Consider the following 26,002-nt stretch of genomic DNA (forward strand, 5'->3'; position numbering starts at 1 on the left):
GCGGGCGTCGACCCGCCGGGGTGGAGGCCCCGGCGGGCCGGCGTCGGTGCCGGTGGAGCGATGGTCACTTCTCTTCGAAGACGATCTCTTCGGGCTGGCGCGTCATCCTCACGGTGTGGCCGTTGGTGACCTCGACCACGCGGTGCAGACCCACCATCTCCTCGCGTTCCGACGTGATGCGGAACGTGTCCCCGGCCCCGGCCAGGTAGGAGGGGAAGCAGTTCAGCAACGGTTCCGAGGGCTTGAGGTCCAGGTACTCCTTCAGCCGGCGGAACAGCTTCGGGAGCATGACCGCCCCGTTCGCCGCCGTGATGGAGGACATTCCGGTGACCTTCGCGCCCTTCATGGTCACGTCGACGTCGTCGGCCCACAGCCCCTTCTTGGCCGCCCTCGCCTGCTGGGCCGTGGTGGTGAGGAACTCGCGCAGTTCCTTGGGGAAGCCCGCGTAGAAGGTCGGGTAGGCCAGGCCGAGCGAGATCAGGTGGAAGTTGGCCGTCTTCCTCAGCAGTTCCTGGTCGACTCTGACCTCGTAGCCGGTGCACGCGGGCGGGGTGCCGCGGCCGACCAGGGCCACGCAGCGGCCGTAGATGTCGGCACCCCGGGTGAGGATGAAGCCGGGCACGCTCTCGGGGATGGTGGCGACGGTCTCGTCTTCGTGACGGTCGACGCTGTCGAAGCCGACCCACGCCAGCAGCTCGTTCGCGGCCCGGTGTGCGAAGTCCAGCGGCTGATGCTGCTCCGTTCCGTAGGGGCCCTCGTAGTGGGTCTCCAGCGCGTCGACGGCCTCCAGCCGGACGCTGACGCGGCCGTCCGCCTTGGGCGCGATCTGCTTGCACCCGGGCACGAGTTTCCAATCGGCCACGTTGTCCGGGATGAAGGGGACGGTGTCGCCGTCCGGCTTGGCATCGGCCGGTACCCGGAACGTGCCTTTGATCAGCAGCATGAACATGGCGTCTCCCACCGTAGCCATCACTGTGTGTGCTCGACGGTTACGTACGGTACATGCGCGGGTGTGGCGTCGTGGTCATGCCGGGCCGGGGAGTGTCAGCAGCAGCAGGGCCACGTCGTCACGGGGGCCGCCCTCCGTGAACGCCACCAGGTCCCGCCACACCCCCGTGACCGGGCCCGCCGGCTCCCTCGCCACCACGGGCAGCCGCGCGGCCAGGGGATAGAAGTGCCCCGCCGTGTCCCGGGCCTCCGTCACCCCGTCGGTGTGCAGCAGGAACCGGTCCCCGGCCCGTACCGCCAGCTCCGTCACCGGCGGCGGGGCCAGCCCCGCGAGCCCCAGGCCCAGCGGCGGACCCGGCTCCACCGCCACCTCCTCGACCGCCGGCCCGCGCAGCCGCAGCGCGGGCGGATGTCCGCACGAGACGAGCCGTACGAGGTCCAGCCCGGGCGGGAACTCCAGCAGCAAGGCCGTCGCGAACAACTCGGGGTGCCCGTCGGAGGCGGCCGTCGCGTCCGCCGTCAGCCGCCGGTCCAGCCGGGCCGCGACCGCCGCCAGTTCCGCGTCGTCGAGCGCCGCCTCCCGGAAGGCCCCGAGCAGCGCCGCCACCGTGCCGACCGCCGCCAGGCCGTGCCCCTGCACGTCCCCGACCAGCGCCCGGACCCCGTACGGCCCGGCCCGTACGTCGTACAGGTCCCCGCCGACCAGGGTGCCGCGCTGCGCCGCCTTGTAGAGGCCGGAACAGCGCACCGGACCCACCCGCTCCGGCACCGGCGGCAGGACCGCCAGCTGAGCCGCCTCCGCCACCGTCCGTACGCTGACCAGCTGCGCGTCCCGGCGCCGCCGGACCCACGCGATCACCACGCTCAGCAGCCCGACGGTGGCCACCGTGGCCAGGTCCGAGCCCCGGGCGTGGGCGATGCCGAGGGCGGGCACCCCCAGCAGCATGAGGACGAGGGCGGCGAAGAACGCGGTCCCGGCCGCCCCGTACGCGAAGGCGGCCACCGGCGGCAGACCGGCCAGGAAGTACCCGAGCTCCACGTCGCCCGGCGTGAGCACCTGCGCGAGGACCAGCACCACGAGGGCCACGACGGGTGCGAGCCGGGCCCAGCGCGGCGGTGGCTCCCCGCGCAGCCAGCCCGGCTCCTCGCGTCCGCGTCTCACCCCTCCACCCTGGTACGGGGGCCGGGCCCGCGCACCCGGACCGGCCGCCGGGTGGCCCTGCCGGACGCGTGCCACGACAGTGGTGGCGTGACGGAAGACGATTCCCCGACGCGGGCGCACATCGAGGCCCACGGCGGTCGCGGCGGCGGCCCGGCGAGCGCGGAGATCAGCACGCGGCTGAACTGGCTGCGGGCGGGGGTGCTCGGCGCCAACGACGGGATCATCTCCACCGCGGGCCTGGTGGTCGGCGTGGCCGGGGCCACCACCTCGCGCTCCGCGATCCTGGCGGCGGGCGTCGCCGGGCTGCTGGCGGGCTCGCTGTCGATGGCGGCGGGGGAGTACGTCTCCGTCAGCTCGCAGCGGGACTCCGAACGGGCCGCGCTGGAACTGGAACGGCGGGAACTGGCCGAGGAGCCGGAGGCGGAGCTGGAGGAGCTCACCGACCTGCTGGCCGCGCGGGGGCTCAGCCGGGCCCTGGCGCGGGAGGCCGCCGAGCAGCTGACGGAGCGGGACGCGCTGCGGGCCCATGCCCGGGTGGAGCTCGGCATCAACCCCGACGAGCTGGCCAATCCGTGGCACGCGGCCTTCGCGAGCCTGGTCGCCTTCACGGTGGGCGCGTTGCTGCCGCTGCTCGCGATCGTGCTGCCCGGGTCGTCGGCGCGGGTTCCGGTGACGGTGGCGGCCGTTCTGGCCGCGCTCACCCTGTGCGGAGTGGTCAGTGCCCGCCTGGGCGGCGCGCCTGCGCTCCGCGCGGTCCTGCGCAATGTTGCCGGGGGCGCGCTGGCCATGGCCGTCACCTACGCGGTGGGCACCTGGCTCGGCACCTGATGCGGCTGCGGCGCAGCGGCCGGGGGCCAGCCCCCGGACCCCCGCGCCTCAAACGCCGGCGGGGCTGAAGGACCGGGGCTCCGCCCCGTACCCCGCGCCTCAATCGCCGGCGGGGCTGAAGGACCGGGGCTCCGCCCCGTACCCCGCGCCTCAATCGCCGGCGGGGCTGAAAGACCGCGGCTCCGCCCCGTGCCCCGCGCCTCAAACGCCGACGAGGCTGGGTTTGGCTTCGTCTGCCGTGGTGACCCGACAGGATGGGGGCATGCGTATCGCGGTCACCGGTTCGACCGGGCTCATCGGCAGTGCCCTCGTGCGGTCCCTTCGGGCGGACGGGCATGAGGTGGTGCGGTTCGTGCGGCGGGAGCCCGCCGCCGGGGACGAGGCGCGGTGGGATCCCGCCGGCGGTCACGTCGACCCCGCCGGGCTGGCCGGCTGCGGGGCCGTCGTGCATCTGGCCGGGGCCGGGGTCGGGGAGCACCGGTGGACCTCCGCGTACAAGAAGGAGATCCGCGACAGCCGGGTCCTGGGCACCGCCGCGATCGCCAACGCCCTCGCCGCCCTCGACGCGCCGCCCGCCGTGCTCGTCAGCGGTTCGGCCGTCGGCTACTACGGGGACACCGGCGACCGCGCCGTCGACGAGGGCGCCCCCGCCGGGCACGGCTTCCTGCCCTCGGTCTGCGTGGAGTGGGAGGCGGCCGCGGAGCCCGCCCGTGCCGCCGGGATCCGGACCGCCTTCGCCCGTACCGGCCTGGTCGTCGCCCGCGAGGGCGGAGCCTGGGGCCGGCTGTTCCCGGTCTTCCGGGCCGGCATCGGCGGCCGGCTCGGCAACGGCCGCCAGTACTGGTCGTACATCTCCCTCCGGGACGAGATCGCGGCGCTGCGCCACATCATCGACACCCCCGGCATCGAAGGCCCGGTCAACCTCACCGCCCCCGAACCGCTGACCAACCGCCAGGTCACGGCCGCCATGGGCCGGGTGCTGCGCCGGCCCGCGCTGCTGCCCGTACCGGCGGTGGCCCTGCGCGTCGTGCTCGGGGAGTTCGCCGAGGACGTGCTCGGCAGTCAGCGGGCCACCCCCACCCGGCTGCTGGAGTCCGGCTTCGTCTTCCGCGACCCCGGCATCGAGCAGGCCATCCGCGCCGCCATGTAGCGCCGCGGTGCGGAGGCGTGCGACCACCGTGCGACCGTTTGTGACCCGGATGCGACCGCCGTGCGACCGGAGTCGACCGTAATACCCATGCCAACTCGGGTTCCCCTGGAGTCCGTTGGGGGAAGGAGGATTCCCACACAGCCGCGCCGACCTCGGGGAGGGGCACGTGCTCAATGCGGACGTCGTCATCGTAGGAGCCGGAGTCTCAGGACTCGCGGCCGCGCACCACCTGATCGCAGCAGGGGTCACGGTCACCGTCCTGGAGGCCGCCGGCGATCCCGGCGGCCGGATGGCCACCGTGTCGGCCGACGGGTTCCGGCTGGACCGGGTCGGCCAGTTGCTCAACACCTCGTACACGGAGCTCGAACGCACCCCCGGTCTCCAGGGCCTCACCCTGAGGTCCTTCGCGCCCGGGGTCCTGGTCCACACGGACGGCAAACAGCTCCGGGCCGGGGCCCTCACCCCCGCCCGGGCCCTGGCCAGCGGTTCCCTCGACCAGGCGCGGCTCAGCGCCGCGCTCGGGCGGCTCGCCGCGCTGCCCGAGGAACGCCTGCTCGCCCGGCCCGAACGGACCGCCCTCGCCGCCCTGCGCAGCCGCGGCCTGCCGCCGCGCACCGTGACGGGCGTTCTCCGGCCGCTGCTCTCCACCCTGCTCCGCGACCCGGAGCTCACCACCTCCAGCCGGGTCGCCGACCTCGCCCTGCGCGGCTTCGCGCGCGGCCGCCTCGCCGTGCCCGAGGGAGGCGCGGCGGCCCTGCCCGACCTGCTCGCCCGCGCCCTGCCGCCCGGCACCGTCCGTACCGGGGTCCGGGTCCGGTCGGTGGCGACGAACCTGGTCACCACCGAGGAGCACGGCGACTTCGGCTGCCGCTCCGTCCTGCTGGCCACCGGAGCCCGCGCCGCCGCCGAACTCCTGCCCGGCCTGCGCGTGCCCGGCTTCCACGAGGTCACCGTCCTGCACCACGCCACCGACGCGCCCCTGCCCTGGGACGGCTCGCTACTGCTGGACGGCGACCCCAAGTGGCCCGTCTCCCACACCACCGTGATGAGCGCGGTCGACCCGACGCGGGCCCCGGCCGGCCGGAGCCTGGTGACCACCACCGTGCTCGGCCCGCCGCCGCCCGCGCGTACGGTCGCCTCCCGCCTCGCCCGTCTCTACGACACCGCGACCCGGGACTGGGAGCCGCTGGCCGTCCACCACACCCCGGAGGCGGTCCCCGCGATGCCCCCGCCGTACGACGTGCGCCGCCCGGTGCGCGTCCTGGCCGGGCTGTACGTGTGCGGGGACCACCGCGACACGAACACCGTCCAGGGCGCCCTGCACTCCGCCCGCCGCGCCACCACCGCCGTCCTGCGCGACTTCGGCATCCCGCTCCCGGCCGCGCCGGAGCCCGCACTCCCGGTGGCGGCCTGAGAACCACCACGTGAGGGGCCCGGCATCCCGCCGGGGAGCCGGGCCCCGGGTTCACGACAAGGCCGCCACCCGGTCCCGGTACGTCCGCACGGCCGAGGCGTCCCGGTACGGCTCCAGCCGCCGCTCGAAGTCCCGTACGTACTCCACCGCGCGCACCGACCGCATCTCCATCGCCTGCTGCGCCGCCTCCGCTCCCAGCGCGCACGCCTGGTCCAGCTCGCCCAGCCCCAGCCGGGCCGTGGCCAGCACCACCCGGCAGAACAGCCGGGACCGCGCGAACGCCGGCGCCCGCAACTGGAGCGAGCGCTCCGCGTGCTGCGCCGAGGCCCGGTACTGCTGGAGGTCCCGGTGGCAGTGCCCGAACTCGTCCGCCAGCTGCGCCTCGTCGAAGTACCGCGCCCAGTGCGGTACGTCGTCCCCGGGCCGGGCCGCGCCCAGCGCCCGCTCGGCCCGCACCAGCGAGGCCGTCGACGCCCTCACCTCGCCGAGCACCGCGTGCCCGCGCGCCTCCGCCGAGTGCAGCAGCGCCTGCACCACCGGCGGGGGGCCGGAGCCGACGCCCTGCTGGGCGACGCGGGCCAGCTGCACCGCCTCCCGGCCGTGGCCCAGGTAGACCGCCTGCCGGCTCATGGTGACCAGCACGTACGAGCCGTACGGGCGGTCCCCGGCCGCCTGGGCCAGGCGCAGCGCCTGCACGAAGTACCGCTGGGCGAGCCCGTGCGCGGCGATGTCGTACGAGGTCCAGCCCGCGAGCCGGGTCAGGTCGGCGGCGGCCGAGAACAGCCGCCGTCCGGTGGTCTCCCCGTAGGTCCCGCGGAGCATCGGCTCGGCCTCGTGCTCCAGGTAACGCACCAGTGCCTGCCGGGCGTGCCCGCCGCCGTAGGCGTGGTCCAGGGTGCGGAACAGCTCGCTCACCGAGCGCAGCGCCGCGATGTCCCCGCCCGTCACCCGCTGCCCGGGCGCGCGGTCGATCTGCCGCTGCCGGGGCACCGCGACTCCCCGCCCCTGCACCGGGACGCGGGCCGCGGGCGGCTCCGCGCCCCGGCCCACCCGTTCGTCGGCCCGCCCGATCAGCCAGTCCCGGCTGGGCACGACCAGCCCGGCCGGGGTGAAGGCGATCTTCCGGAGCTCGGCGTGGGAGCCGGAGTCCTTGCGCCACAGCCCGCTCGCGATGTCGACGGCCTCCTCCGGGGTGGCCGCGAACTCCAGCCCGGCGTACACGGGGGCGCACGCGTCCAGGCCCAGGTCCTGCGCGGAGAGCCGTCGCCCGAGGCGTCTGGTGAAGACCTCCGCGATCAGCGCGGGGGTGGTTCCGCGCGGCTGCTGGCCGCGCAGCCACCGGGTCACGGAGGTCTTGTCGTAGCGCAGATCGAGACCGTGCTCCAGGCCGAGCTGGTCGACGCGGCGGGCGAGCCCGGCGTTGGAGAACCCGGCTTCCGCGATCAGTGCCGCGAGCTGCCTGTTGGGGACGCGCTGGGCAGGTCGTTCCGTCATCGGCTCCACGGTCTCCTGACGTGACGGACCGGAGTCCCGGCCCTGTGAACGGCGTGAATGTAGCGGCGAACCCAGCCCGAGCCGCCCTCTCTGCCCCACATTCATCCGATCGTGTGCAGAATGGGTAGGGCTCTTTACGGACCGACCCCCTCCGCCCGCATAGGCTGCGGCCCATGACCCGCAGGCCCCACCGGGCGCGCCTCCCCGAGGAGCGTTCCGAATCCACCGCTCCGCTTCCCCCGCCCGAGTTGACCGAGGCGGAGTGCAGGCGTTGCGGCACGTACATCGCGGGTCTCGACGGCCGGTACGCCTGCGGGGTGTGCGGCTGGGTCAACGACCACTCCGAGGGCCACCGTCGGCTGCCGCGGGCCGACGAGGACCCGGACCGGCCGCCGAAGGGCCGGCGCCGTCCGAAGCAGCTGCCGTGGCCCCCGCCGGAGCCGGAGCCGGAGCCGGAGTCGGCGCCGGAGCCCGCCCCCGATCTCGTCCCCGATCCCGCGCCCGATCCCGCCCCCGATCCCGCGCCGGAGCCCGCGCCCGGGCCCCCGGACGGGCCGCCGTACCCTTGCTGAGTGCGATACGTGCACACAGCAGGTTCAACGAGGAGGCGCTGCGGTGGCTGAGCTTGGATTTGTCCATCTGGGCTTCGGACCGGATTCCGTCGAGTACACCCGGGCCTGGGAAGAGCAGCGCCGGGTGCACGCGGCCCGCTTCGCGGACGAGGTCGAGGACACCTGCCTGCTGCTGGAGCACCTGCCGGTCTACACCGCCGGCCGGCGCACCGACCCGAGCGAGCGCCCGCTCGACGGCACGCCCGTCGTCGACGTGGACCGCGGCGGCAAGATCACCTGGCACGGCCCCGGCCAGCTGGTCGGCTACCCGATCATGAAGCTGCCCCGCCCGGTGGACGTGGTCGCCCACGTCCGCCGCCTGGAGGAGGCGCTGATCCGCACCGCCGCCGAGTTCGGCCTGGAGACCACCCGCGTCGAGGGCCGCTCCGGCGTCTGGGTCCTGGGCGACCCCGTCGAGGAGCGCCCGAAGATCGGCGGCCTCTCCTTGGACTTCGACCCGCGGATCGGCGACGACGAGTTCGACGCGCGGCTGAACGGCCCCGAGTACGCCCCGTCCAACGCCGGCCAGCGCCGCGAGGACCGCAAGCTCGCCGCCATCGGCATCCGGGTCGCCAAGGGCGTCACGATGCACGGCTTCGCGATCAACGTGAACCCGGACAACACCTGGTTCGACCGGATCGTCCCCTGCGGCATCCGGGACGCCGGTGTGACCTCGCTCTCGTACGAACTGGAGCGGGAGATCACCATCACCGAGGTGCTGCCGGTCGTCGAGCGTCACCTGAAGGGCGTACTGGAGCACGCGGAACTGCGGCCCCGGGAGATCGAACCGGCCGTGGGCTCCTAGCCGCGGGAATGCGTCCGGCAGCCCCCAGGTTGGCGGACGTAAGAGCGTACGAATTTACGGGCGTACCCTGGTGGGCGCCGAAGAATCGAAGTCACAGGGAGCCGGTCGTGTCCGCAGTCGCACCCGACGGACGCAAGATGCTGCGCCTCGAGGTCCGTAACGCCCAGACCCCCATCGAGCGCAAGCCCGAGTGGATCAAGACCCGGGCGAAGATGGGTCCCGAGTACACCAAGATGCAGGCCCTGGTGAAGGGCGAAGGACTGCACACGGTGTGCCAGGAAGCCGGTTGTCCGAACATCTACGAATGCTGGGAGGACCGCGAGGCCACCTTCCTCATCGGTGGCGACCAGTGCACCCGGCGCTGTGACTTCTGCCAGATCGACACGGGCAAGCCCGAGGCCCTGGACCGGGACGAGCCGCGCCGTGTAGGCGAGTCCGTGGTCACGATGGACCTGAACTACGCCACCATCACCGGCGTCGCGCGCGACGACCTGGCCGACGGCGGCGCCTGGCTGTACGCGGAGACCGTGCGCCAGATCCACCAGCAGACGGCGGGCCGCGAGGCCGGCCACACCAAGGTCGAGCTGCTGGCCCCCGACTTCAACGCCGTGCCGGAGCTGCTGGAGGAGGTCTTCGCCTCCCGCCCCGAGGTCTTCGCGCACAACGTCGAGACGGTGCCGCGGATCTTCAAGCGGATCCGCCCCGGCTTCCGCTACGAGCGCTCGCTCGAGGTGATCACCAAGGCGCGCGCCTACGGCCTGGTCACCAAGTCGAACCTGATCCTCGGCATGGGCGAGGAGCGCGAGGAGGTCTCGCAGGCCCTGAAGGACCTGCACGAGGCCGGCTGCGAGCTCATCACCATCACCCAGTACCTGCGGCCCTCGCCGCGGCACCACCCCGTCGAGCGCTGGGTGAAGCCGGCCGAGTTCGTCGAGCTGGCGAAGGAGGCCGAGGAGATCGGCTTCTCCGGCGTGATGTCCGGCCCGCTGGTCCGGTCGTCGTACAGGGCTGGGCGCCTCTACACGCAGGCGATGGAGAAGCGCAGCCGAGCTGGAGCGTAGGTTGCGGGTCTGTCCGAGGCACGAGGGCAGGCACGCGGCCGGAGCGGTAGCGAGGCGGAGCTCGACCAGCAGAACCGAGAAGCGCAGCCGAGCTGGAGCGTAGGTTGCGGGTCTGTCCGAGGCACGAGGGCAGGCACGCGGCCGGAGCGGTAGCGAGGCGGAGCTCGACCAGCAGAACCGAGAAGCGCGCGGCGAGCGTGTGAACTCGCGCACAAAACCTTACTAGGCAGTAACACGCACTGGCGCGGCCCCTAGGCTCTTTCGAGGAAGAGCCCGGCGGGCCGCGTCAGTGTTTGCAACGTGTCAATCACATTTGACTGGCCGGTCATGCAGTAGTAACACCAATCAGTGACGCTGAATCCACGCACCGCAATCGCACTGCCGACGTGAGTTCCGTGAAAGGGATCGACATCATGCAGGCCGCGCCCGTACGCGCCATCGCCATCCCGACGCTCTCCGACGCCTTCCGGGGCATCGAGTCGCTGCTCATGAGCGGCGCCCGGCGCAACGCCTGGACGGCGGTGCTGGAGGACCGCCGTCGGGCGAAGGACCGGGTCGAAACCGAACACGTACTTGAGGCTGCGGCGACCCGGACCCCGCAGGCCACGTAAACTTCGCTGTATGGCGAGGAAGTCAAACGCAGAGACTGCTGCGAACCCCGGGCGACTGAAGCAGATCGCCCTGACGTACAAGATGACGCGCAAGGCCGACCCGAAGGTCGGTCTGATCGTCGCGGGCGTGGGAATCGTCACCTTCGGTGTCTTTCTTGCGATCGGCTTCCTGATCGACCACCCGGTCTACCTGGGCATCCTGGGCTTCCTGGTGGCGTTCCTCGCGATGGCGATCGTCTTCGGACGACGGGCCGAGCGGGCTGCCTTCGGGCAGATGGAGGGGCAGCCGGGCGCGGCCGCGGCCGTACTGGACAACGTGGGCCGGGGCTGGACGACCACCCCGGCCGTCGCGATGACCCGGCAGCAGGACATCGTCCACCGGGCCGTCGGCAAGGCCGGCGTCGTGCTGATCGCCGAGGGCAACCCGAACCGCGTGAAGCCGCTGCTCGCGAACGAGAAGAAGAAGCTGGCCCGGATCATGCCGGACGTGCCGGTGCACACCTTCATCGTGGGTACGGGCGAGGGCGAGGTGCCGCTCAAGAAGGTGCGCACCACCCTGCTCAAGCTGCCGCGCGTGCTGGCCGGACCGCAGATCACCCAGGTCAACGACAAGCTGCGGGCCATGGGTGACCTCATGAGCAACATGCCGCTGCCGAAGGGCCCGATGCCCAAGGGCATGAAGATGCCGCGCGGCGGAAAGATGCGCTGACCCGCTCACCTGATTTTCGTATACGACACAGGGGCGCCCCCCGAGCCGAGCGGCTCGGGGGGCGCCCCTGTGTCCGTGTGCGTCCGCGCGTCGTGGGCCCTAGACGCGTACCTGGACGGCGCGCGCGAGCCGGTCGTGCAGGCCGCGGCCGTCGCGGTCCCAGATCAGTGCCGGGATGACCAGGGCCAGCAGCAGCGTTCGCACGAGCACCCTGACGATGCCGAGGCGGCCGCCGTCCTCCGAGATCACCCGGAGTCCCACGATCCGCTTGCCGGGGGTGAAGCCCACGGTGCCGACCGTCAGGAGGCTCAGGGCCAGGAAGAGCCACAGCGTCCAGCCGCGCGCGGCGACCATGTCGCCGCCCGTGATCAGCCCGTACGCAATCAGCAGGCAGCCGGTCCAGTCGAGGGCGACGCCCGCGAGCCGGCGGCCGAACCGCGCCACCGAGCCGGGCCCCTGCTGCGGCAGGCCGAGCTGCTGGCCCGGATAGCCGAAGTCGACGCCCATCTCCTCCGCGGCCGCGCGGGGGCCGGAGAGCCAGGATCCGAATGCTTGCCTGTTGTCCACCCGACCACGGTACCGGTGCGGCCTCGCGACCCTAGGGCGGGACCCTGGTTAACTTGTGCGAAACAAATGGGTCATGCTTGAGAAATCCCGTCTGCTTATGGTCGGGTCAGCGTGCGGCACCGCACTGACGCACCACGAGCTATAAAGCCCGTCCCTCCCCCGGGGACCGGGAGTAGGAGGAGTTGGATGTTCCAGAACGCCGACGAAGTGAAGCAGTACATCGAGGAGAACGACGTCAAGTTCGTCGACGTCCGCTTCTGCGACCTGCCTGGTGTGATGCAGCACTTCACCATCCCGGCGCGGGCGTTCGACCCGGCGGAGGAGCTCGCCTTCGACGGATCCTCCATCCGCGGCTTCCAGGCGATCCACGAGTCCGACATGGCGCTGCGTGCCGACATCACCACCGCGCGCCTGGACCCGTTCCGCAAGGACAAGACGCTCAACATCAACTTCTTCATCCACGACCCGATCACGGGCGAGGCCTACAGCCGTGACCCGCGCAACATCGCGAAGAAGGCCGAGGCGTACCTCGCCTCGACCGGCATCGCCGACACCGCGTTCTTCGGCCCCGAGGCCGAGTTCTACGTGTTCGACAGCGTGCGCTTCGCGACCTCCGCGAACGAGGGCTTCTACCACATCGACTCCGAGGCCGGCGCCTGGAACACCGGTTCCGAGGAGAACAACCGCGGCTACAAGGTCCGCTACAAGGGCGGTTACTTCCCGGTAGCCCCGGTCGACCACTTCGCCGACCTGCGCGCCGAGATCTCCCTCGAGCTGGACGCCCAGGGCCTCCAGGTCGAGCGCCAGCACCACGAGGTCGGCACCGGTGGCCAGGCCGAGATCAACTACAAGTTCAACACGCTGCTCGCCGCGGCCGACGACCTGATGCTCTTCAAGTACGTCGTGAAGAACGTCGCCTGGCGCAACGGCAAGACCGCGACCTTCATGCCGAAGCCGATCTTCGGTGACAACGGCTCGGGCATGCACGTGCACCAGTCGCTGTGGGCCAACGGCGACCCGCTGTTCTACGACGAGGCCGGCTACGCGGGCCTGTCGGACACCGCCCGGTACTACATCGGCGGCATCCTCAAGCACGCCCCGTCGCTGCTGGCGTTCACCAACCCGACGGTGAACTCGTACCACCGCCTGGTGCCGGGCTTCGAGGCGCCGGTCAACATGGTGTACTCGCAGCGCAACCGCTCCGCCGCCATGCGCATCCCGATCACGGGCTCGAACCCGAAGGCCAAGCGCGTCGAGTTCCGCGCGCCGGACCCGTCCTCGAACCCGTACCTCGCCTTCTCGGCGCTGCTCCTCGCGGGCCTCGACGGCATCAAGAACAAGATCGAGCCGATGGAGCCGATCGACAAGGACCTCTACGAGCTCTCGCCCGACGAGCACGCGAGCGTCCCGCAGGTCCCGACCAGCCTCGAGGACGTCCTCAAGGCCCTGGAGGCGGACCACGAGTACCTCCTGGCCGGCGGTGTCTTCACCCCCGACCTGATCGAGACCTGGATCGACTACAAGCGCACGCACGAGATCGCCCCGATCGCGCTGCGTCCGCACCCGCACGAGTTCGAGCTCTACTTCGACATCTAAAAACGCCTGATGAGAGGCCCCCTGCCGCACTCCACGGAGTGCGGCAGGGGGCCTTTCTGCTTTGACAGCGCGCCGAGGCCGAGTGAGGGTGGAAATGACCTAAAGGCCGGATAAGCGAGCTATGTTCGGAGGTGCATGAACATGCGCCGTAGGATCGTCGCGGCAGCCATGGCGGGCGCCGCAGGAGTCGCCATCGGCCTGATGCCGGTCGGCACGGCCTCGGCCGCTTCCACCGGTGGCAGTGGCGGTGGCGGTGCGTGGAGGTGCTCGGACGGGCGCTGGAACGACTGGCGCTGGGACGAATGCTGCAACCGCGACTGGCGGGACCGCCCCAGCTGGTGCTGGGACGACGGTGGAGTCGGCGGCAACGGAGGCGACGGCCGTTACGACCGTTACGACTGGGGCTACTGGAACGACTCGAACTGGAACTGGAACGACTCCGGCCGTGGCGGTGACGGCAACTGGAACTGGAACGACTCCGGCCGTGGCGGTGACGGGAACTGGAACGACTCCGGCGGCGGCAACGGTGACTGGGGCAACGGCGGCGGTGGCGGCAACGGCAACGGTGACTGGGGCGGCGGCGGAGGCGGCGGCAACGGTGACTGGGGCGGCGGCGGCAACGGCGGCGGCGGCGACGGTGGCTGGGGCGGCGGCAACGGCGGCGGCGGCGACGGTGGCTGGGGCGGCGGCGGAGGTCGCTGAGGCCGACCAGGACACGGAGGGGTAGGTAGGGACCGGGGTGATGCCCCTGCTGCGCTGATCTCAGCGCAGCAGGGGCATCGCGCCGGTGAGGTCGCGCAGGCAGCGGACCGCGAGTTCGGCGGGGGAGCCGGGACCCGAGACCGGGTCGTCCGTCGTCGACCACAGTTCCAGCGAGATCCGGATCGCGTCCGTCGCCGCCGCGGCGAGCAGGCGGACGCCCAGGGGGTCGGCGCCCGGGCCGGCCAGCCGGGCGACCACCGGGACCAGGCGCTCCTCGGAGTCCTGGTTCACGCGGTACCAGACCGCCCGCAGGGCCTGGTCGGTCGCCGCCGCGCGCAGCAGGCCGCGGGTCACCTCCAGGCCCTCCTCGACCGCCTGGGAGTCGCTCAGCGACCGTGTGACGGCGCGCTCCAGGGCCTCGGCGAGGGGCGTGCCGGGATCCTCCTCCGCGAGCAGCGCGCGCCAGGCGTCGCCGCCGCCCGCCAGCAGCGGGGCCACCGCCTCCTGCTTGTTGCGGAAGTAGCGGTAGAAGGTGCGCAGCGCCACCCCCGCGCGGTGGGCGATGTCCTCGGCGGTCGTGCCGTCGGGGCCGTGCTCGGCGAACAGTTCGCAGGCCGCGCGGGCGATGTCGAGCTGGGTGGCGGCCTTGCGGCGCTCGGTCAGCGACTGGGCTCCGGCGCCTGCCTGGGGAGAGTACGGACGAGGGGATCTCACGTGGTGAAGCGTACCTCCCGCGATCAGCATTGATTACATGCTTTGTCACCCTGGCAAAACGTGTCATCGCTTCGGTACGCTCACCCCATGAACCGTTACGAAGGACGTCGCGTCCTCATCACCGGCGGCGGCTCCGGCATCGGCCGGGCCACCGTCCACCGCATCCTCGCCGAGGGCGGCCGCGTCCACACGGTGGACGTCAGCGAAACCGGCCTCAAGGACACCGCGGACCAGGCCGCCGCGGCAGGGGTCGCGGACCGGCTCACCACCGGCGTCCTGGACATATCCGACGAGAACGCAGTCAAGGAGGGCGTGGCCGTCGCCGTCGGCACCCTGGGCGGGATCGACGTCCTGGTCAACGCCGCCGGCATCCTGCGCTCCGCGCACACCCACCAGACCACGCTCGACTTCTGGAACAAGGTCATCGCGGTCAACCTGACCGGCACCTTCCTGATGATCCGCGAGTCGCTCCCGGCGCTGCTCGCGGGCGACCAGCCGGTCGTCGTGAACTTCAGCTCCACCTCGGCGTCCTTCGCCCACCCCTACATGTCCGCCTACGCGGCCAGCAAGGGCGGCATCCAGTCCATGACGCATGCGCTGGCCGCCGAGTACAGCAAGCAGGGCCTGCGCTTCGTCTCCGTCGCGCCCGGCTCCATCGAGAGCGGCATGACCACCGGAAACGGCCCCGGCCTGCCCGAGGACACCGACTGGTCCCTCTTCGCGAAGCTGGCCCCGGCCATCGGCCAGGGCTTCGCCGGACCGCAGACCGTGGCCGGCGTCGTCGCCATGCTGGGTTCCGAGGACGGCGCCTTCATCACCGGTACGGAGATCCGCATCGACGGAGGCACGCACTACTGAGCGGCGGGCTCAGCCTCTGAAGCGGTCCCAGAGCCGGGGGAAGCGCTCCGCGAGCACGGCTTCGTTCTCGAAGTCCAGCGGGGTGCCCTCCGGCTCTGCCGACTGAAGCGGAACACCCAGATCCGGCGCCACCGACCCGGTCAGCTGCTCGTACGCCTCGTCGGCCGCGTACCCCAGCTCCTCGCCGTCCCCGTCGATCTCCTCGTCGAAGTCGCCCAGCAGCTCCGCGAGATGGTCCGGGTCGTGCACCGCGCCCTCGAACACCTCCCGCCCCTGGCCGATCAGCCAGCAGCGGAAGTAGTCGAAGGCGTCGTCGCTCGCGCCGTCGAGCAGCACCCAGGCCGCGCCCCACAGGTCCCACGTGTACGCCCGGTTGTACCGCGACTCGAAGTGCCGGGCGAAGTCCAGGACGGAGTCCGGGTCGAGCTGCGCCAGCCGCTCCACGAGCAGCTCGGCGTGCTCCTCGGGGTCGCCGTCGGCGGCCTCGCGGGTACGGTCGACGATCTCCCAGAACTCCGTCTCGTCCATCACCGCTCCAGCATCACGGGTCGGACCCCGCGCCGCCACCTCGCACACGGCGAAAGGCCGGTGTCCACCCCCCAAGGGGCGAACACCGGCCTTTCACGGTCGGTCGTCCACGGCTCAGAGGCCGTAGCGCTCCCGGGCCTCCTTGACGGAGGACGCCGGAACCTCGCCGCGACGGGCGAGCTGGGCCAGCGCGGCCACCACGATCGACGGGGCGTCGACACCGAAGTGGCGGCGGGCACCCTCACGGGTGTCGGACAGGCCGAAGCCGTCCGTACCCAGCGAGGTCCAGTCCTGCTCCACCCACTGGCTGATCTGGTCCGGGACCTGACGCATCCAGTCGGACACCGCGAGGACCGGGCTGGTGACACCCTCCAGCGCGCGGGTCACGTACGGGGTGCGGAGCTCGCCGCGCAGCAGCGCCTCGTCGCACTCCAGCGCGTCGCGCCGCAGCTCGCCCCAGGAGGTGGCGGACCAGACGTCGGCGGCCACGTTCCAGTCGGCGGCGAGCAGCTTCTGCGCCTCCAGGACCCAGTGGATCGCCGTACCCGAGGCCATCAGCTGGACCTTCGGCGCGTCGGCGGCCGGGGCCGCCTCCGCCAGGTCGGCCGCCGTGTTGAAGCGGTAGAGGCCCTTGAGGATGCCCTCTTCCACGCCCTCGGGCATGGCCGGCTGCACCTTCGGCTCGTTGTAGACCGTCAGGTAGTAGAAGACGTCTTCCGGCTTCTCGCCGTACATCCGGCGCAGACCGTCCTTGACGATCACCGCGATCTCGTACGCGAAGGCCGGGTCGTAGTTGAGCGACGCCGGGTTCGTGGACGCGATCAGGTGCGAGTGGCCGTCCGCGTGCTGGAGGCCCTCACCGGTCAGCGTGGTGCGGCCGGCCGTGGCGCCGACGATGAAGCCCTTGCCGAGCTGGTCGGCGAGCTGCCACATCTGGTCGGCGGTGCGCTGCCAGCCGAACATCGAGTAGAAGATGTAGAAGGGGATCATCGGCTCGCCGTGCGTCGCGTACGACGTGCAGGCGGCGATGAAGTCGGCCATGGCGCCGGCCTCGGTGATCCCCTCGTTGAGGATCTGGCCGTCCTTGGCTTCCTTGTAGTACATGAGCTGGTCGCGGTCGACCGGCTCGTACGTCTGACCCAGCGGCGAGTAGATGCCGGCCGACGGGAAGAGGGACTCCATACCGAAGGTACGGGCCTCGTCGGGGACGATCGGCACCCAGCGCTTGCCGGTCTCCTTGTCCCGCATCAGGTCCTTGACGAGCCGGACGAAGGCCATGGTGGTGGCCATCTCCTGCTTGCCGGAACCCTTGATCAGCGGGGCGAAGGAGCGGTCGGCCGGAGCCGGCAGGGCCACGTGCTTGACCTTGCGGGCCGGAGCCGGGCCGCCGAGGGCCGCGCGGCGCTCGTTCAGGTACTGGACCTCGGGGCTGTTCGCGCCGGGGTGGCCGTAGGGCACGACGCCGTCGGCGAAGGCGCTGTCCGGGATCGGGAGGCCAAGGAGGTCGCGCATGTCCTTGAACTCGTCGATCGTCAGCTTCTTCATCTGGTGGTTCGCGTTCTTCGACTCGAACCCGGCACCCAGCGTGTAGCCCTTGACGGTCTGCGCCAGGATGACCGTCGGCGCGCCCTTGTGCTCCAGGGCGGCCTTGTACGCGGCGTAGACCTTGCGGGGCTCGTGGCCGCCGCGGGAGCTGTGGAAACACTCGGCGATCTTCGCGTCGGAGAGCACACCGGCCAGCTGCACGAGCTCGGCGTTGGCGCCGAAGAAGTGCTGGCGGATGTAGGCCACGTCGCGGGTCGCGTACGTCTGGAACTGCGCGTCCGGTACCTCGCGCAGGCGGCGTACCAGGGCGCCCGTGGTGTCGAGCTGGAACAGCTCGTCCCAGGCGGAGCCCCACAGCGACTTGATGACGTTCCAGCCGGCGCCGCGGAACTGGGCCTCCAGCTCCTGGACCACGCGGAAGTTGGCGCGGACCGGACCGTCGAGGCGCTGCAGGTTGCAGTTGATGACGAAGGTCAGGTTGTCGAGCTGCTCGCGGGAGGCGAGGGCCAGGGCGGCGGTCGACTCGGGCTCGTCCATCTCACCGTCGCCCAGGAAGGCCCAGACGTGCGAGTTGGCGGTGTCCTTGATGCTCCGGTTCTGCAGGTAGCGGTTGAAGCGCGCCTGGTAGATCGCGGAGAGCGGGCCGAGGCCCATGGACACCGTCGGGAACTCCCACAGCCACGGCAGGCGCCGCGGGTGCGGGTAGGACGGCAGGCCGTTGCCGCCGGACTCCTGGCGGAAGTTGTCGAGCTGCTGCTCGGAGATCCGGCCGTCGAGGAAGGCGCGGGCGTAGATGCCGGGGGAGGCGTGGCCCTGGATGTAGAGCTGGTCGCCCGATCCGTCGGCCTCCTTCCCGCGGAAGAAGTGCTGGAAGCCGGTCTCGTACAGCCACGCGGCGGAGGCGAAGGTGGCGATGTGGCCGCCGACGCCGTACTTGGAGCCGCGGGTCACCATGGCGGCCGCGTTCCAGCGGTTCCACGCGGTGATCTTGGCTTCCATCGCCTCGTCACCCGGGAACTCGGGCTCCGCGGCGGTGGGGATGGTGTTGACGTAGTCCGTCTCCAGCAGCTTCGGCAGGGCGAGGCCGGCGGCCTCGGCGTGCTGGAGGGTGCGGCGGAGCAGGTATTCGGCGCGGCGCGTACCGGCGGCCTGGGCGACGGCGTCGAGGGAGGCCGCCCATTCGGCGGTCTCCTCGGTGTCGCGGTCCGGGAGCTGGTCGAGCTCGCTCGGAAGCTTTCCTACGGGGTCGGACATCGGTGTGCGCCGCCTTCCGGACAAAGGAGAGGTGGTGAAAAAATCCCTGACGGGCAGGACAGGGTCGTCGGACCTGGTTGAGGTCCGCGATGACTGTAAATCGCTGATCGATGATCGATCAAATAAAAGTGACGAAGAAACGTCCATCTGGCGAAAGTCGGCACCGCGTGCCAGGAAGCAAGGCACGCGGTGCCGGGCAAATCGGGACGATACGGAGCGGTCGGGCGCCGGTCGGGCGGTGATCGGGCGCCGGTCGGGCGCCGGTCGGGCGGTGATCAGGCGGTGGTCAGGCGCGCGGAGCGCATCCCAGGACGTGCCGCTTCACCAGCAGACCGATGTCCGGATCCTGACTGCGGAACGCCTCGACGAGGGCTTCGTGCTCCTCCGCGTAGGACTTCTGGACCGTTCCCAGCCACCGGATGGACAGGGCCGTGAACACCTCGATGCCCAGGCTCTCCCAGGTGTGCAGCAGCACGCTGTTCCCGGCCGCGCGCACCATCTCGCGGTGGAAGCCCACCGTGTGCCGTACCTGCGCCGTGCCGTCCTTGCTGCGGTCGGCCTCCCACAGGGCGGCGACGTGCGGCTCCAGGGCGCTGCAGTCCGTCGCCAGCCGGGGAGCCGCCAGCTCGGCCGCGATCTGCTCCAGGCCGGCCCGGACCGGGTAGATCTCCTCCAGGTCCGCCGCCGACAGATTCCGTACGCGCACGCCCTTGTTGGGCGCCGACTCGATCAGCCGCAGCGTCTCCAGCTCGCGCAGGGCCTCGCGTACGGGCGTCTGGCTGACCTCCAGCTCCACCGCGATCCGGCGCTCGACGATCCGCTCGCCGGGCTTCCAGCGCCCGCTGACGATCCCCTCCACGATGTGCTCGCGGATCTGCTCGCGCAGCGAGTGCACGACGGGTGGGGTGATCATCGGGGCTTCATCTCCTGTTGGGCATGCATCGCGTCGATGCGTAGACAATACGGCGGAGTAGCCCGGCCGGTCGTGTTCCTGGTGGGGGACGGTGGGTGAGGCTGGTTACAAGAGGCTCTCGATCAGGGCCCCCAGGGCCGGGGCGTGCGCGGGGTGGCGGCGGATGAGGGCGGCGATCTCCCCGAGGACGCGGTCCCGCGCCGCGGGCTCGGCGGCCGGCCAGGAGGCGGGATCCTGCGGACCGCCGCCCAGGACGGAGGCGACGTGGAGATGGGCGACGCCGGTGAACTTCTCCCCGTGCACGTAGAACTCCAACAGCCCGGCGGCGCGCAGGAGCCCGGGTCGCGCCTCGGACGCGGCCAGGAGCTGCCGGATCCGGTCCCGCAGAACGTCCAGGCTCTCGAGGTACGCGTACGAGGAGGGGATCCCGTCGGCGCGGGCGAAGTCGAGCAGCGCCAGATGCACGCAAGCCTCGGGTGTCTCGGTGGCGGAGTCGAGCAGTTCGAGCGCCAGGTCGTGGAGCAGGACCGGGGCGTGCTCGGACAGGAAGGCGCGGGACTCCTCCCAGGAGGGGAGGCCGCTCCAGACCATGAGGAGTTCCCCGGTGACGAAGGGGCGGAACGCGCTGTCCGCGTCGGTGGCCGCTGCCGTTCGTACGATCCACAGGAAGGTCGAGGCCGCGGGGAAGGCCAGAGCCAGCTCCTCCAGCGCGGAGGCGACCTCGGGCGAGCGCAGCGAGGCGTCGTGCTCGTCCCAGAAGGCGCGAGCCGTGGCCCAGTCGGGACAGTCGAGCCAGGAGTGGGCGAGGTCGAGCGCGGCTGCGGGGAGGTGCAGCCAGCCCGGCGGTCCGGTGCCGGTGGTCTCGCGCCACAAGGCGGTGACCCGGTCGGCGCGTGCGGTTCCGGCACGGCTGTGGGCGCGCAGCAACTGCCGTGCCCGGAAGGCTTCGGGGTCGGGCGTCCCGGCGGGGGGTACCGATGGTGCGAGGGCGATGAGCGCGCGTACACCGGCGTCGGCGTCCACGCGGCGCAGCTGTAGTTCCGCTCGCTCGACGGCGAGGAGGCGGGCGGCCCGCGGGTGTGCCGCCAGGGCGTTCTCCGCCTCCGTGAAGGCCGCCAACGCCTGGTCGGCGGGGGCCAGGCGCGCGAGGCCGCCCAGGGCCGCGCGGAGGCTGAGGACGTACGTGGCGGGGTCGGCCACGGCGAGGGCGAGGAACAGGCCCACGGCCTCGGTACCGCTGGTGAGCGCGGCCCGCGGGTCGCCGACCGCCTCCTGGCGATTCGCGAGGTTGCTGAGGGTGGCGGCGAGCTGGGGCAGGTGGGCGGCCCGGTCCTCCTCGGCGAGGACGCGGAGGAGGGCTACGGACGCGGCGCTGGTGGTGACTGCGCCGTGCAGGTCTCCCGTCTCGGTCTGACGGGCGGCCAGGGAGCCGAGGGCGGAGGCCCGGTGGGCCCGGTGGGCGTCCGGGTTCTCCCGGGCCAGGGCCTCGTAGAGGGCCGCGGCCTCGGTGCTCGAGGCGAGTGCGGAGGTCAGGTCCCCGCTCGCGGCCTGCCGGATGCCGAGGTTGTGGAGGGCGGCGGCGAGCTGGGCCCGGTGGGCGCCGTTCTCCTCGGTGAGGGCGCGCTGCAGGTCGGCGGCTTCGCCGCTGGTGCGCAGCGCGGCCCGCACGTTTCCGGCCTCGGCCTGGTGGATGGCGAGGTTGCCGAGGGCGGCGGCGAGCTGGACCCGGTAGGCGCGGTTCTCCTCGGCGAGGGCGCGGTGCAGGTCGGTGGCCTCGGTGCTGGTGGCGAGTGCCCCGTACAGGTCTCCGCTCGCGGCCTGGCGGCTGGCGAGGTTGTTGAGACAGGTGGCGAGGTTGGGCAGGTGGCCGGCCGGATTGTCCACGGAGAGGGCGCGGTATAGGTCGGCGGCTTCCGTGTTGGTGGCGAGGGCGCCCGCGAGGTCTCGGGCCGCGGCCTGGTGGATGGCGAGGTTGGTGAGGGCGGCGGCGAGGTGGGTCCCGTGGCCGGCCGGGTTCTCCTGGGTGAGGGTGCGGTGCAGGTCGGTGGCCTCGGTGCTGGTGGTGAGTGCCCCGTGCAGGTCTCCGCTGTCGGCCTGGCGGCTGGCCAGGTTGTTGAGACAGGTGGCGAGGTCGGGAAGGTGGACGGCCGGGTTCTCTTCGGCGAGGGCGCGGTAGAGGCCGGCGGCTTCCGTGTTGGTGGCGAGGGCGCCCGGCACGTCTCCGGCCACGGCCTGGCGCCCGGCCAGATTGTTGAGGGCCGCGGCGAGGTGGGGCAGTTGCGCGGCCGGGCTCTCTTCGGCGAGGACGCGGTGGAGGGCCACGGATTCGCTGCCCGTCTTGAGCGCCGCCTGCCAGTTCCCGTTGTCGGCATGGCTCATGGAGAGGTTGTTGAGGGACCTGCCGAACTCGGACGTATAGGCCACGTTGTCCTTGGCGAGGGTCAGGTAGATCTCGGTGGCTCTGATGCTGATGCGGAGCGATCCTTTCCGATCTCCTGTGCCGGCGTGGTGGACGGCGAGATTGTTCAGGGCGGCGGCCAGCTCCGGCAGGTAGGCGGCGGGGCTGAGACGCGCCAGGTCCTCGTAGAGGTCGACCGCTTCCGTGCTGGTGGCGAGTGCGGCCGACAGGTCCCCGTCCTTGGCCTGGCGCATGGCGAGGTTGTTGAGGGAGACGGCGAGCCCGGAGAGGTAGGCAGCGGGATCGCTCTCGGCGAGGGTCCGGTGGATGGCAACCGCTTCCGTGATGCTGACCAGCGAACCGCGGCGGTCCCCGTCGTCCTTCTGGTGCACGGACATGTTGTTGAGGGCCATGGCGAGCTCGGGCAGGTAGGCGGAGGGGTTGTCCCCGGCAAGGGTCCGGAAGAGGTCGACGGCTTCCTGTGACGGGCCGACGGCCTCCCGCAGACCGGCCCTGGACCGTGCGACCGCGATGTCCATGAGCGTCTGCGCGAGATGGGGGCGGAACACTTCCTCCCGCACCTCGGCCAGTTCCCGGACCAGCGCGAGCCCGCCGTCGCCCGCCGCGCTCGCGTGCTTCGCCAGCGACCTGCGCAAGTAGGGGTTAGCCTTCTCGATCGCGGCGCCCTCCTCGCTCTGGCTGCGCAGGAGGCCGACCATCGCGCGGGCCACCCGGTGGGCGGGATCCGGGACGGGACGGCGCTGCAGGTGGGCGACGAACTCGCGGTGGTAGAGACGGTAGACGGCCTGGGTGCCGTCGGTGTCCTCCACGACGTACCGGCCGTAGGTGTTCAGCAACCGGTCCACGTCCGCGGGGCCGTACTCCGTACCCTCCGCGCTCAGCGCCGAGGCCGCGGCCTCCCAGACGCCCCGGGCCGGCATGCCGTTGCCCGCGCTCCAGGCCAGGGCCGTCAGCAGGTCCTGCGCGGCCGGGTCGTCCCTCAGGTCCTCGGTGAAGGCCGCGCTGATGGACGACGGGATGGACTGCTCCCATTCCGACGCACCGGAAGCGGCGAACTGCCTGATCACCGAGCCCGTCGCCATCCGCGCGAACAGGAAGCCGCCGTGGCTCGTGGACGCCCGCTGCGCGATGAGCCGGGCCGCCGTCCCGGCGTCCTCGGGCGGCAGGCCTCCGGCCTTCAGGCGGCGGTGGCCGTAATCCTCGATGTCCTGCCGCGTGTCGGGCTCCTCGTCCAGATCGGACGCCCGGACCCTGGTGTCCAGCAGGCGGCCCAGCGCCCGGTCCAGCGGCTCCCCGGGCGCGGCCTGGGGCTGGAACGGCCGGTCCCGGGAGCCGAGCAGGATCAACGCCAGGCGGCTCAGCGGTGCCAGCAGCTGCTCGACGATCGGGCCCGCCTGGTCGGGGGCCGCCTCGTCCAGACCGTCCAGGACCAGCACGAGGCCCCGGCGGGAGTCCGGCCCTTGCAGTTCCACCTCGGCGATCAGGGCCGCCGGGGTGGCGGGAGGGGGCAGCCGCAGCTCGCGGGCGACGGCCTCGGCGAGCTGCTGGACCGTGAAGCCCCGCAGGTGGAGCGAGGCGTCCACGGCGTCCGGGCCCGGGTCCGGGTCGTCGGGGCCGAGGGCGTCGTGCTCCAGGATGTCGGCCCGGTGCTTCCGGTCGGACAGCGTCGAGATCCGGCCCAGCACCGCCGACTTGCCGCTGCCCGCGCTGCCCGTCACCAGGAACAGCCCCGGCTGCCGGGCCGCCAGCCACTCCACGATCTCCCCCAGCACCCGCCGGCGGCCGCTGAAGAACCAGCCCTCATCGACACGGTCGGCCCCGCGCGCGGCCCGGACCAGGTGCTCCACCAGCTCCGGTTCCGGGGCGGCCCGCCGGCGCGGATTGCCGAACATGGGCAGGTCCTCGCCGATGGTGGCGGGGACCGGACGCTGGCCGGCCTCCTGCGGCCACTGGTCGGCCACCGCCCGCATGACCGCCGACCCGGTGACCCTCCCGTTGCGGCGGCTCCACTCGTGGCGGTACTCCGCGGACCGCGGTCCGTCGCGCAGTACCTCGGTCACGGTCTTCACCAGGATGCCGCCCGCTTCGGCCTTCTCCAGCGGGCGGCAGCTCGCCACGATGCCGAGCCAGGCGGTCCGGCCCGGCGGCAGGCTCGTCTTGGCCAGTTTGCCCAGCGCCTCCCGCAAGGACTCCATGACCCCGGCGCCCGCGTAGCAGGTGTCGATGAGCATGAGGATCTGGTCCGCCCCGCTGAACAGGGCCGCCGACGCCAGCCGATCGGCCGAGTACGCCCCGTCCGCGTCCCGCTCGGCACGGGTGTCGCGCACGATCAGCCGCAGCGCCCGGTCGTCGAGCACGGCGTGCCCGGACCACACCACGATGGCCGGGCCGTGTCCGCCCGTCGCGTTCCAGTCGTCGCTCCAGGCCGTCACCGAGGCCCGGAGGGCGTCGCGGCCGGGGTCCTCCACCACCGTCGGCCGGTACCCGTGCCCCTCGAGCAACGCGCACAGCTCGCGCAACCGCGCCGTCGCGTCGGTCAGCGTGCGGAACCGCGGGCTCTCGTAGTGCTCGACCACGATCCCGAGAGCCGTCCCCCGGACGTCCTCGTCGGGCTCACTCACCGGGACCGCCCACCAGCGCCAGCGCCGTCACGGTCGACTCCGCGTGCCCGTTCGCTCGTACCGCCAGCCGGTACGCCCCCGGCGCCGGGGCGGGGAAGGCCGTACCGTACCGGCCGCCGCCGAGATTGCGCAGGGAGCGGGACACCGGCGGGCCGTCGCCGGCCGGCCGCAGTTCCGCGATGACCAGCAGCTCGTCGTGGCCGCGCGTCCGCGGCGGGACGGTGACGGCCACCTCGTACGGTTCGCCGGGTGCGGGCAGCGAGGGCGCCAGCACGCCCAGCAGCGGCGCGGTGCCCTCGTCGCCACGGTGGAACCGGGGCTCGCCGGTCAGCAGCCCCCACAGGGCCTCCCGTACTCCGCCGTGGTTCTGGAGGGAGCCGTGCTGCTCGCACGGGGTGTACGACTCGGACACCGGGTAGCCGTCGCCCGAGGCGTTCGCGGGACGGGCCGAGAGGCGGGGGACCGTGCCGTCGCCGCCCTCGTCCGTGCCGTCGATCTCCCACAGCGGGGTCAGCCGGTCGTCGTCGTACGCGGCGGTGGTGGCGGTCGGCTGGCGGACGCCGGTGACGGCGTGCAGCTCGGTGGGGACGGGCCGGTCCGCGGCCCGGCGCAGCGCGGCGTGGAACTCGCCCGCGTCCTTCAGCAGCTCGGGGTCGACACCTGGCAGCCCCGGCAGGTCACGGGCGTACGCGAGCCCGCCCGGACCCTCCACGCACGCGTAGTCGGGAGCCAGCTGGTGCAGGGAGGGCAGGCTGCGGGCCAGGGCGCTGAGGTCGACGCCGAGCGGGCCCCAGCCCTTGCGCATCCCGTTCACCAGGTGGGCGAGGGCGTCCAGGGAGCCGCGGTGCGGGGTGCCGAGGGTGATCAGACGGCGGGTGATCCCGTGGCCGCCGAGGCGTTCCACGTAGTGGCGGGCGATCAGTCCGCCCATGGAGTGGCAGACGAAGATCACCCGGGCGTCGCGGCGGTCGGGGGCGGAGGCCCGCCACCGCTCCAGTTCGCGTTCCGTACGGTGCTTCAGGCGCTCCGCGTTGTACCGGCAGGACAGGCGCCAGTCGTACGGGAACGCCAGCAGGTTCCCGGGGGCCGCGGCCGACGGGCGGGAAAGGAAGAACTCCTCCTCGAGCCAGTCCACGAACTCCGTGTAGCCGTCCACCGGCTGCCAGATCCCGGGGATCACATGCAGGTCGGGCATCAGGCCGACGGCCACGACCCCGTCGCCCGGATGGTCGTCCCCGATGTCCGCGGGGAGGCGCAGTCGCTTCACCGCCCCTCCGAAGGTGCGGACGGCCCGCCACAGGGCGCCCCCCGACAGGTCCCAGACCGGTGTGCCGTCGGCGTTCGCCAGCGTGCTGCCCATGATGCCCGGCAGCACCACGACAAGATCGGTCACCCGAGTGAGTTCCATGCAGAGCCCCCCGCAACGTCGTCCCGGACGACCCAGCGTAGGACGACGGCGCCCCCGCCCGGAGGGTATTCCGGGCGGGGGCGC

21 protein-coding genes are annotated in these 26,002 nt (G+C 72.3%); 11 read left to right on the top strand and 10 right to left on the bottom strand.

All coding sequences use genetic code 11. The features are described from left to right. Positions 1-64: 64 nt before the first annotated feature. The gene (locus ACGFYQ_RS03365; protein WP_393739386.1) at positions 65-949 is read right to left on the bottom strand and encodes a thermonuclease family protein; all 885 of its coding nucleotides are present in this window, start codon (positions 947-949) and stop codon (positions 65-67) included. A 75-nt stretch (positions 950-1,024) separates the two neighbouring features. Continuing rightward, entirely contained in the window at positions 1,025-2,110 is a 1,086-nt protein-coding gene (locus ACGFYQ_RS03370; RefSeq protein WP_393739387.1) for a PP2C family protein-serine/threonine phosphatase, read from the bottom strand. 87 nt (positions 2,111-2,197) lie between these two features. Here ACGFYQ_RS03370 and ACGFYQ_RS03375 point away from each other — a divergent pair, with 87 nt between their 5' ends. From ACGFYQ_RS03375 to ACGFYQ_RS03385, 3 genes are all read left to right on the top strand, one after another. Further along, positions 2,198-2,938, top strand: a complete 741-nt coding sequence (locus ACGFYQ_RS03375) for a VIT family protein (RefSeq protein ID WP_393739389.1) — start codon at positions 2,198-2,200, stop codon at positions 2,936-2,938. Positions 2,939-3,200: 262 nt separating this feature from the next. Beyond that, complete coding sequence (locus tag ACGFYQ_RS03380; protein ID WP_393739391.1) at positions 3,201-4,088, top strand: TIGR01777 family oxidoreductase; 888 nt, start codon at positions 3,201-3,203, stop codon at positions 4,086-4,088. A gap of 166 nt (positions 4,089-4,254) precedes the next feature. After that, positions 4,255-5,502 carry an NAD(P)/FAD-dependent oxidoreductase gene (locus ACGFYQ_RS03385; protein ID WP_393739393.1) on the top strand — a complete coding sequence of 416 codons (1,248 nt, stop codon included), beginning with the start codon at positions 4,255-4,257 and terminating at the stop codon, positions 5,500-5,502. A 51-nt stretch (positions 5,503-5,553) separates the two neighbouring features. Here ACGFYQ_RS03385 and ACGFYQ_RS03390 read toward each other — a convergent pair whose 3' ends face one another. After that, positions 5,554-6,996, bottom strand: a complete 1,443-nt coding sequence (locus ACGFYQ_RS03390; RefSeq protein WP_393739395.1) for a regulator — start codon at positions 6,994-6,996, stop codon at positions 5,554-5,556. 173 nt (positions 6,997-7,169) lie between these two features. Here ACGFYQ_RS03390 and ACGFYQ_RS03395 point away from each other — a divergent pair, with 173 nt between their 5' ends. The 5 genes from ACGFYQ_RS03395 to ACGFYQ_RS03415 all read left to right on the top strand — a co-directional run bounded on the left by ACGFYQ_RS03395 (position 7,170) and on the right by ACGFYQ_RS03415 (position 10,793). Then, positions 7,170-7,568, top strand: coding sequence for a hypothetical protein (locus tag ACGFYQ_RS03395; RefSeq protein WP_393739397.1), 399 nt, complete (start codon positions 7,170-7,172; stop codon positions 7,566-7,568). Positions 7,569-7,611: 43 nt separating this feature from the next. Continuing rightward, positions 7,612-8,412 carry a lipoyl(octanoyl) transferase LipB gene (gene lipB / locus ACGFYQ_RS03400; RefSeq protein WP_393739399.1) on the top strand — a complete coding sequence of 267 codons (801 nt, stop codon included), beginning with the start codon at positions 7,612-7,614 and terminating at the stop codon, positions 8,410-8,412. A 107-nt stretch (positions 8,413-8,519) separates the two neighbouring features. Next, entirely contained in the window at positions 8,520-9,473 is a 954-nt protein-coding gene (gene lipA / locus ACGFYQ_RS03405) for a lipoyl synthase (RefSeq protein WP_393739401.1), read from the top strand. Positions 9,474-9,886: 413 nt separating this feature from the next. Next, entirely contained in the window at positions 9,887-10,084 is a 198-nt protein-coding gene (locus ACGFYQ_RS03410; protein WP_069923792.1) for a hypothetical protein, read from the top strand. A gap of 10 nt (positions 10,085-10,094) precedes the next feature. Then, positions 10,095-10,793: a DUF4191 domain-containing protein gene (locus ACGFYQ_RS03415; protein ID WP_328925326.1), complete on the top strand. Its 699-nt coding sequence runs from the start codon at positions 10,095-10,097 to the stop codon at positions 10,791-10,793. 99 nt (positions 10,794-10,892) lie between these two features. Here the strand turns inward: ACGFYQ_RS03415 and ACGFYQ_RS03420 are convergent, their stop codons facing one another. Further along, complete coding sequence (locus ACGFYQ_RS03420) at positions 10,893-11,360, bottom strand: RDD family protein (protein WP_393739404.1); 468 nt, start codon at positions 11,358-11,360, stop codon at positions 10,893-10,895. 186 nt (positions 11,361-11,546) lie between these two features. Here ACGFYQ_RS03420 and glnA point away from each other — a divergent pair, with 186 nt between their 5' ends. Both glnA and ACGFYQ_RS03430 read left to right on the top strand, forming a co-directional pair. Continuing rightward, on the top strand, positions 11,547-12,956 hold the full coding sequence (gene glnA, locus ACGFYQ_RS03425; protein WP_393739406.1) for a type I glutamate--ammonia ligase: 1,410 nt from the start codon (positions 11,547-11,549) through the stop codon (positions 12,954-12,956). 141 nt (positions 12,957-13,097) lie between these two features. Continuing rightward, positions 13,098-13,658, top strand: a complete 561-nt coding sequence (locus tag ACGFYQ_RS03430; protein ID WP_393739408.1) for a hypothetical protein — start codon at positions 13,098-13,100, stop codon at positions 13,656-13,658. A gap of 60 nt (positions 13,659-13,718) precedes the next feature. Here ACGFYQ_RS03430 and ACGFYQ_RS03435 read toward each other — a convergent pair whose 3' ends face one another. Beyond that, positions 13,719-14,372 (bottom strand): TetR/AcrR family transcriptional regulator, encoded by a 654-nt coding sequence (locus tag ACGFYQ_RS03435; protein WP_393739410.1) that lies wholly within the window; start codon positions 14,370-14,372, stop codon positions 13,719-13,721. An 87-nt stretch (positions 14,373-14,459) separates the two neighbouring features. Here ACGFYQ_RS03435 and ACGFYQ_RS03440 point away from each other — a divergent pair, with 87 nt between their 5' ends. After that, entirely contained in the window at positions 14,460-15,230 is a 771-nt protein-coding gene (locus ACGFYQ_RS03440; RefSeq protein ID WP_393739412.1) for an SDR family NAD(P)-dependent oxidoreductase, read from the top strand. A gap of 9 nt (positions 15,231-15,239) precedes the next feature. Here the strand turns inward: ACGFYQ_RS03440 and ACGFYQ_RS03445 are convergent, their stop codons facing one another. The 5 genes from ACGFYQ_RS03445 to ACGFYQ_RS03465 all read right to left on the bottom strand — a co-directional run bounded on the left by ACGFYQ_RS03445 (position 15,240) and on the right by ACGFYQ_RS03465 (position 25,903). Then, the gene (locus ACGFYQ_RS03445; protein ID WP_393739414.1) at positions 15,240-15,758 is read right to left on the bottom strand and encodes a DUF4240 domain-containing protein; all 519 of its coding nucleotides are present in this window, start codon (positions 15,756-15,758) and stop codon (positions 15,240-15,242) included. A gap of 114 nt (positions 15,759-15,872) precedes the next feature. Further along, complete coding sequence (aceE, locus tag ACGFYQ_RS03450; protein WP_393739416.1) at positions 15,873-18,557, bottom strand: pyruvate dehydrogenase (acetyl-transferring), homodimeric type; 2,685 nt, start codon at positions 18,555-18,557, stop codon at positions 15,873-15,875. Positions 18,558-18,843: 286 nt separating this feature from the next. Next, positions 18,844-19,467, bottom strand: coding sequence for a GntR family transcriptional regulator (locus ACGFYQ_RS03455; protein WP_393739734.1), 624 nt, complete (start codon positions 19,465-19,467; stop codon positions 18,844-18,846). A gap of 108 nt (positions 19,468-19,575) precedes the next feature. Beyond that, positions 19,576-24,510 carry a tetratricopeptide repeat protein gene (locus ACGFYQ_RS03460; protein WP_393739418.1) on the bottom strand — a complete coding sequence of 1,645 codons (4,935 nt, stop codon included), beginning with the start codon at positions 24,508-24,510 and terminating at the stop codon, positions 19,576-19,578. Next, positions 24,503-25,903 (bottom strand): hypothetical protein, encoded by a 1,401-nt coding sequence (locus ACGFYQ_RS03465; RefSeq protein WP_393739420.1) that lies wholly within the window; start codon positions 25,901-25,903, stop codon positions 24,503-24,505. Before ACGFYQ_RS03465 ends, ACGFYQ_RS03460 begins: the two co-directional genes overlap by 8 nt. Between the last annotated feature and the right edge of the window lie 99 nt (positions 25,904-26,002).

Origin of the sequence: Streptomyces sp. NPDC048258 (assembly GCF_043201995.1) — a bacterium.
Taxonomy (GTDB): domain Bacteria; phylum Actinomycetota; class Actinomycetes; order Streptomycetales; family Streptomycetaceae; genus Streptomyces.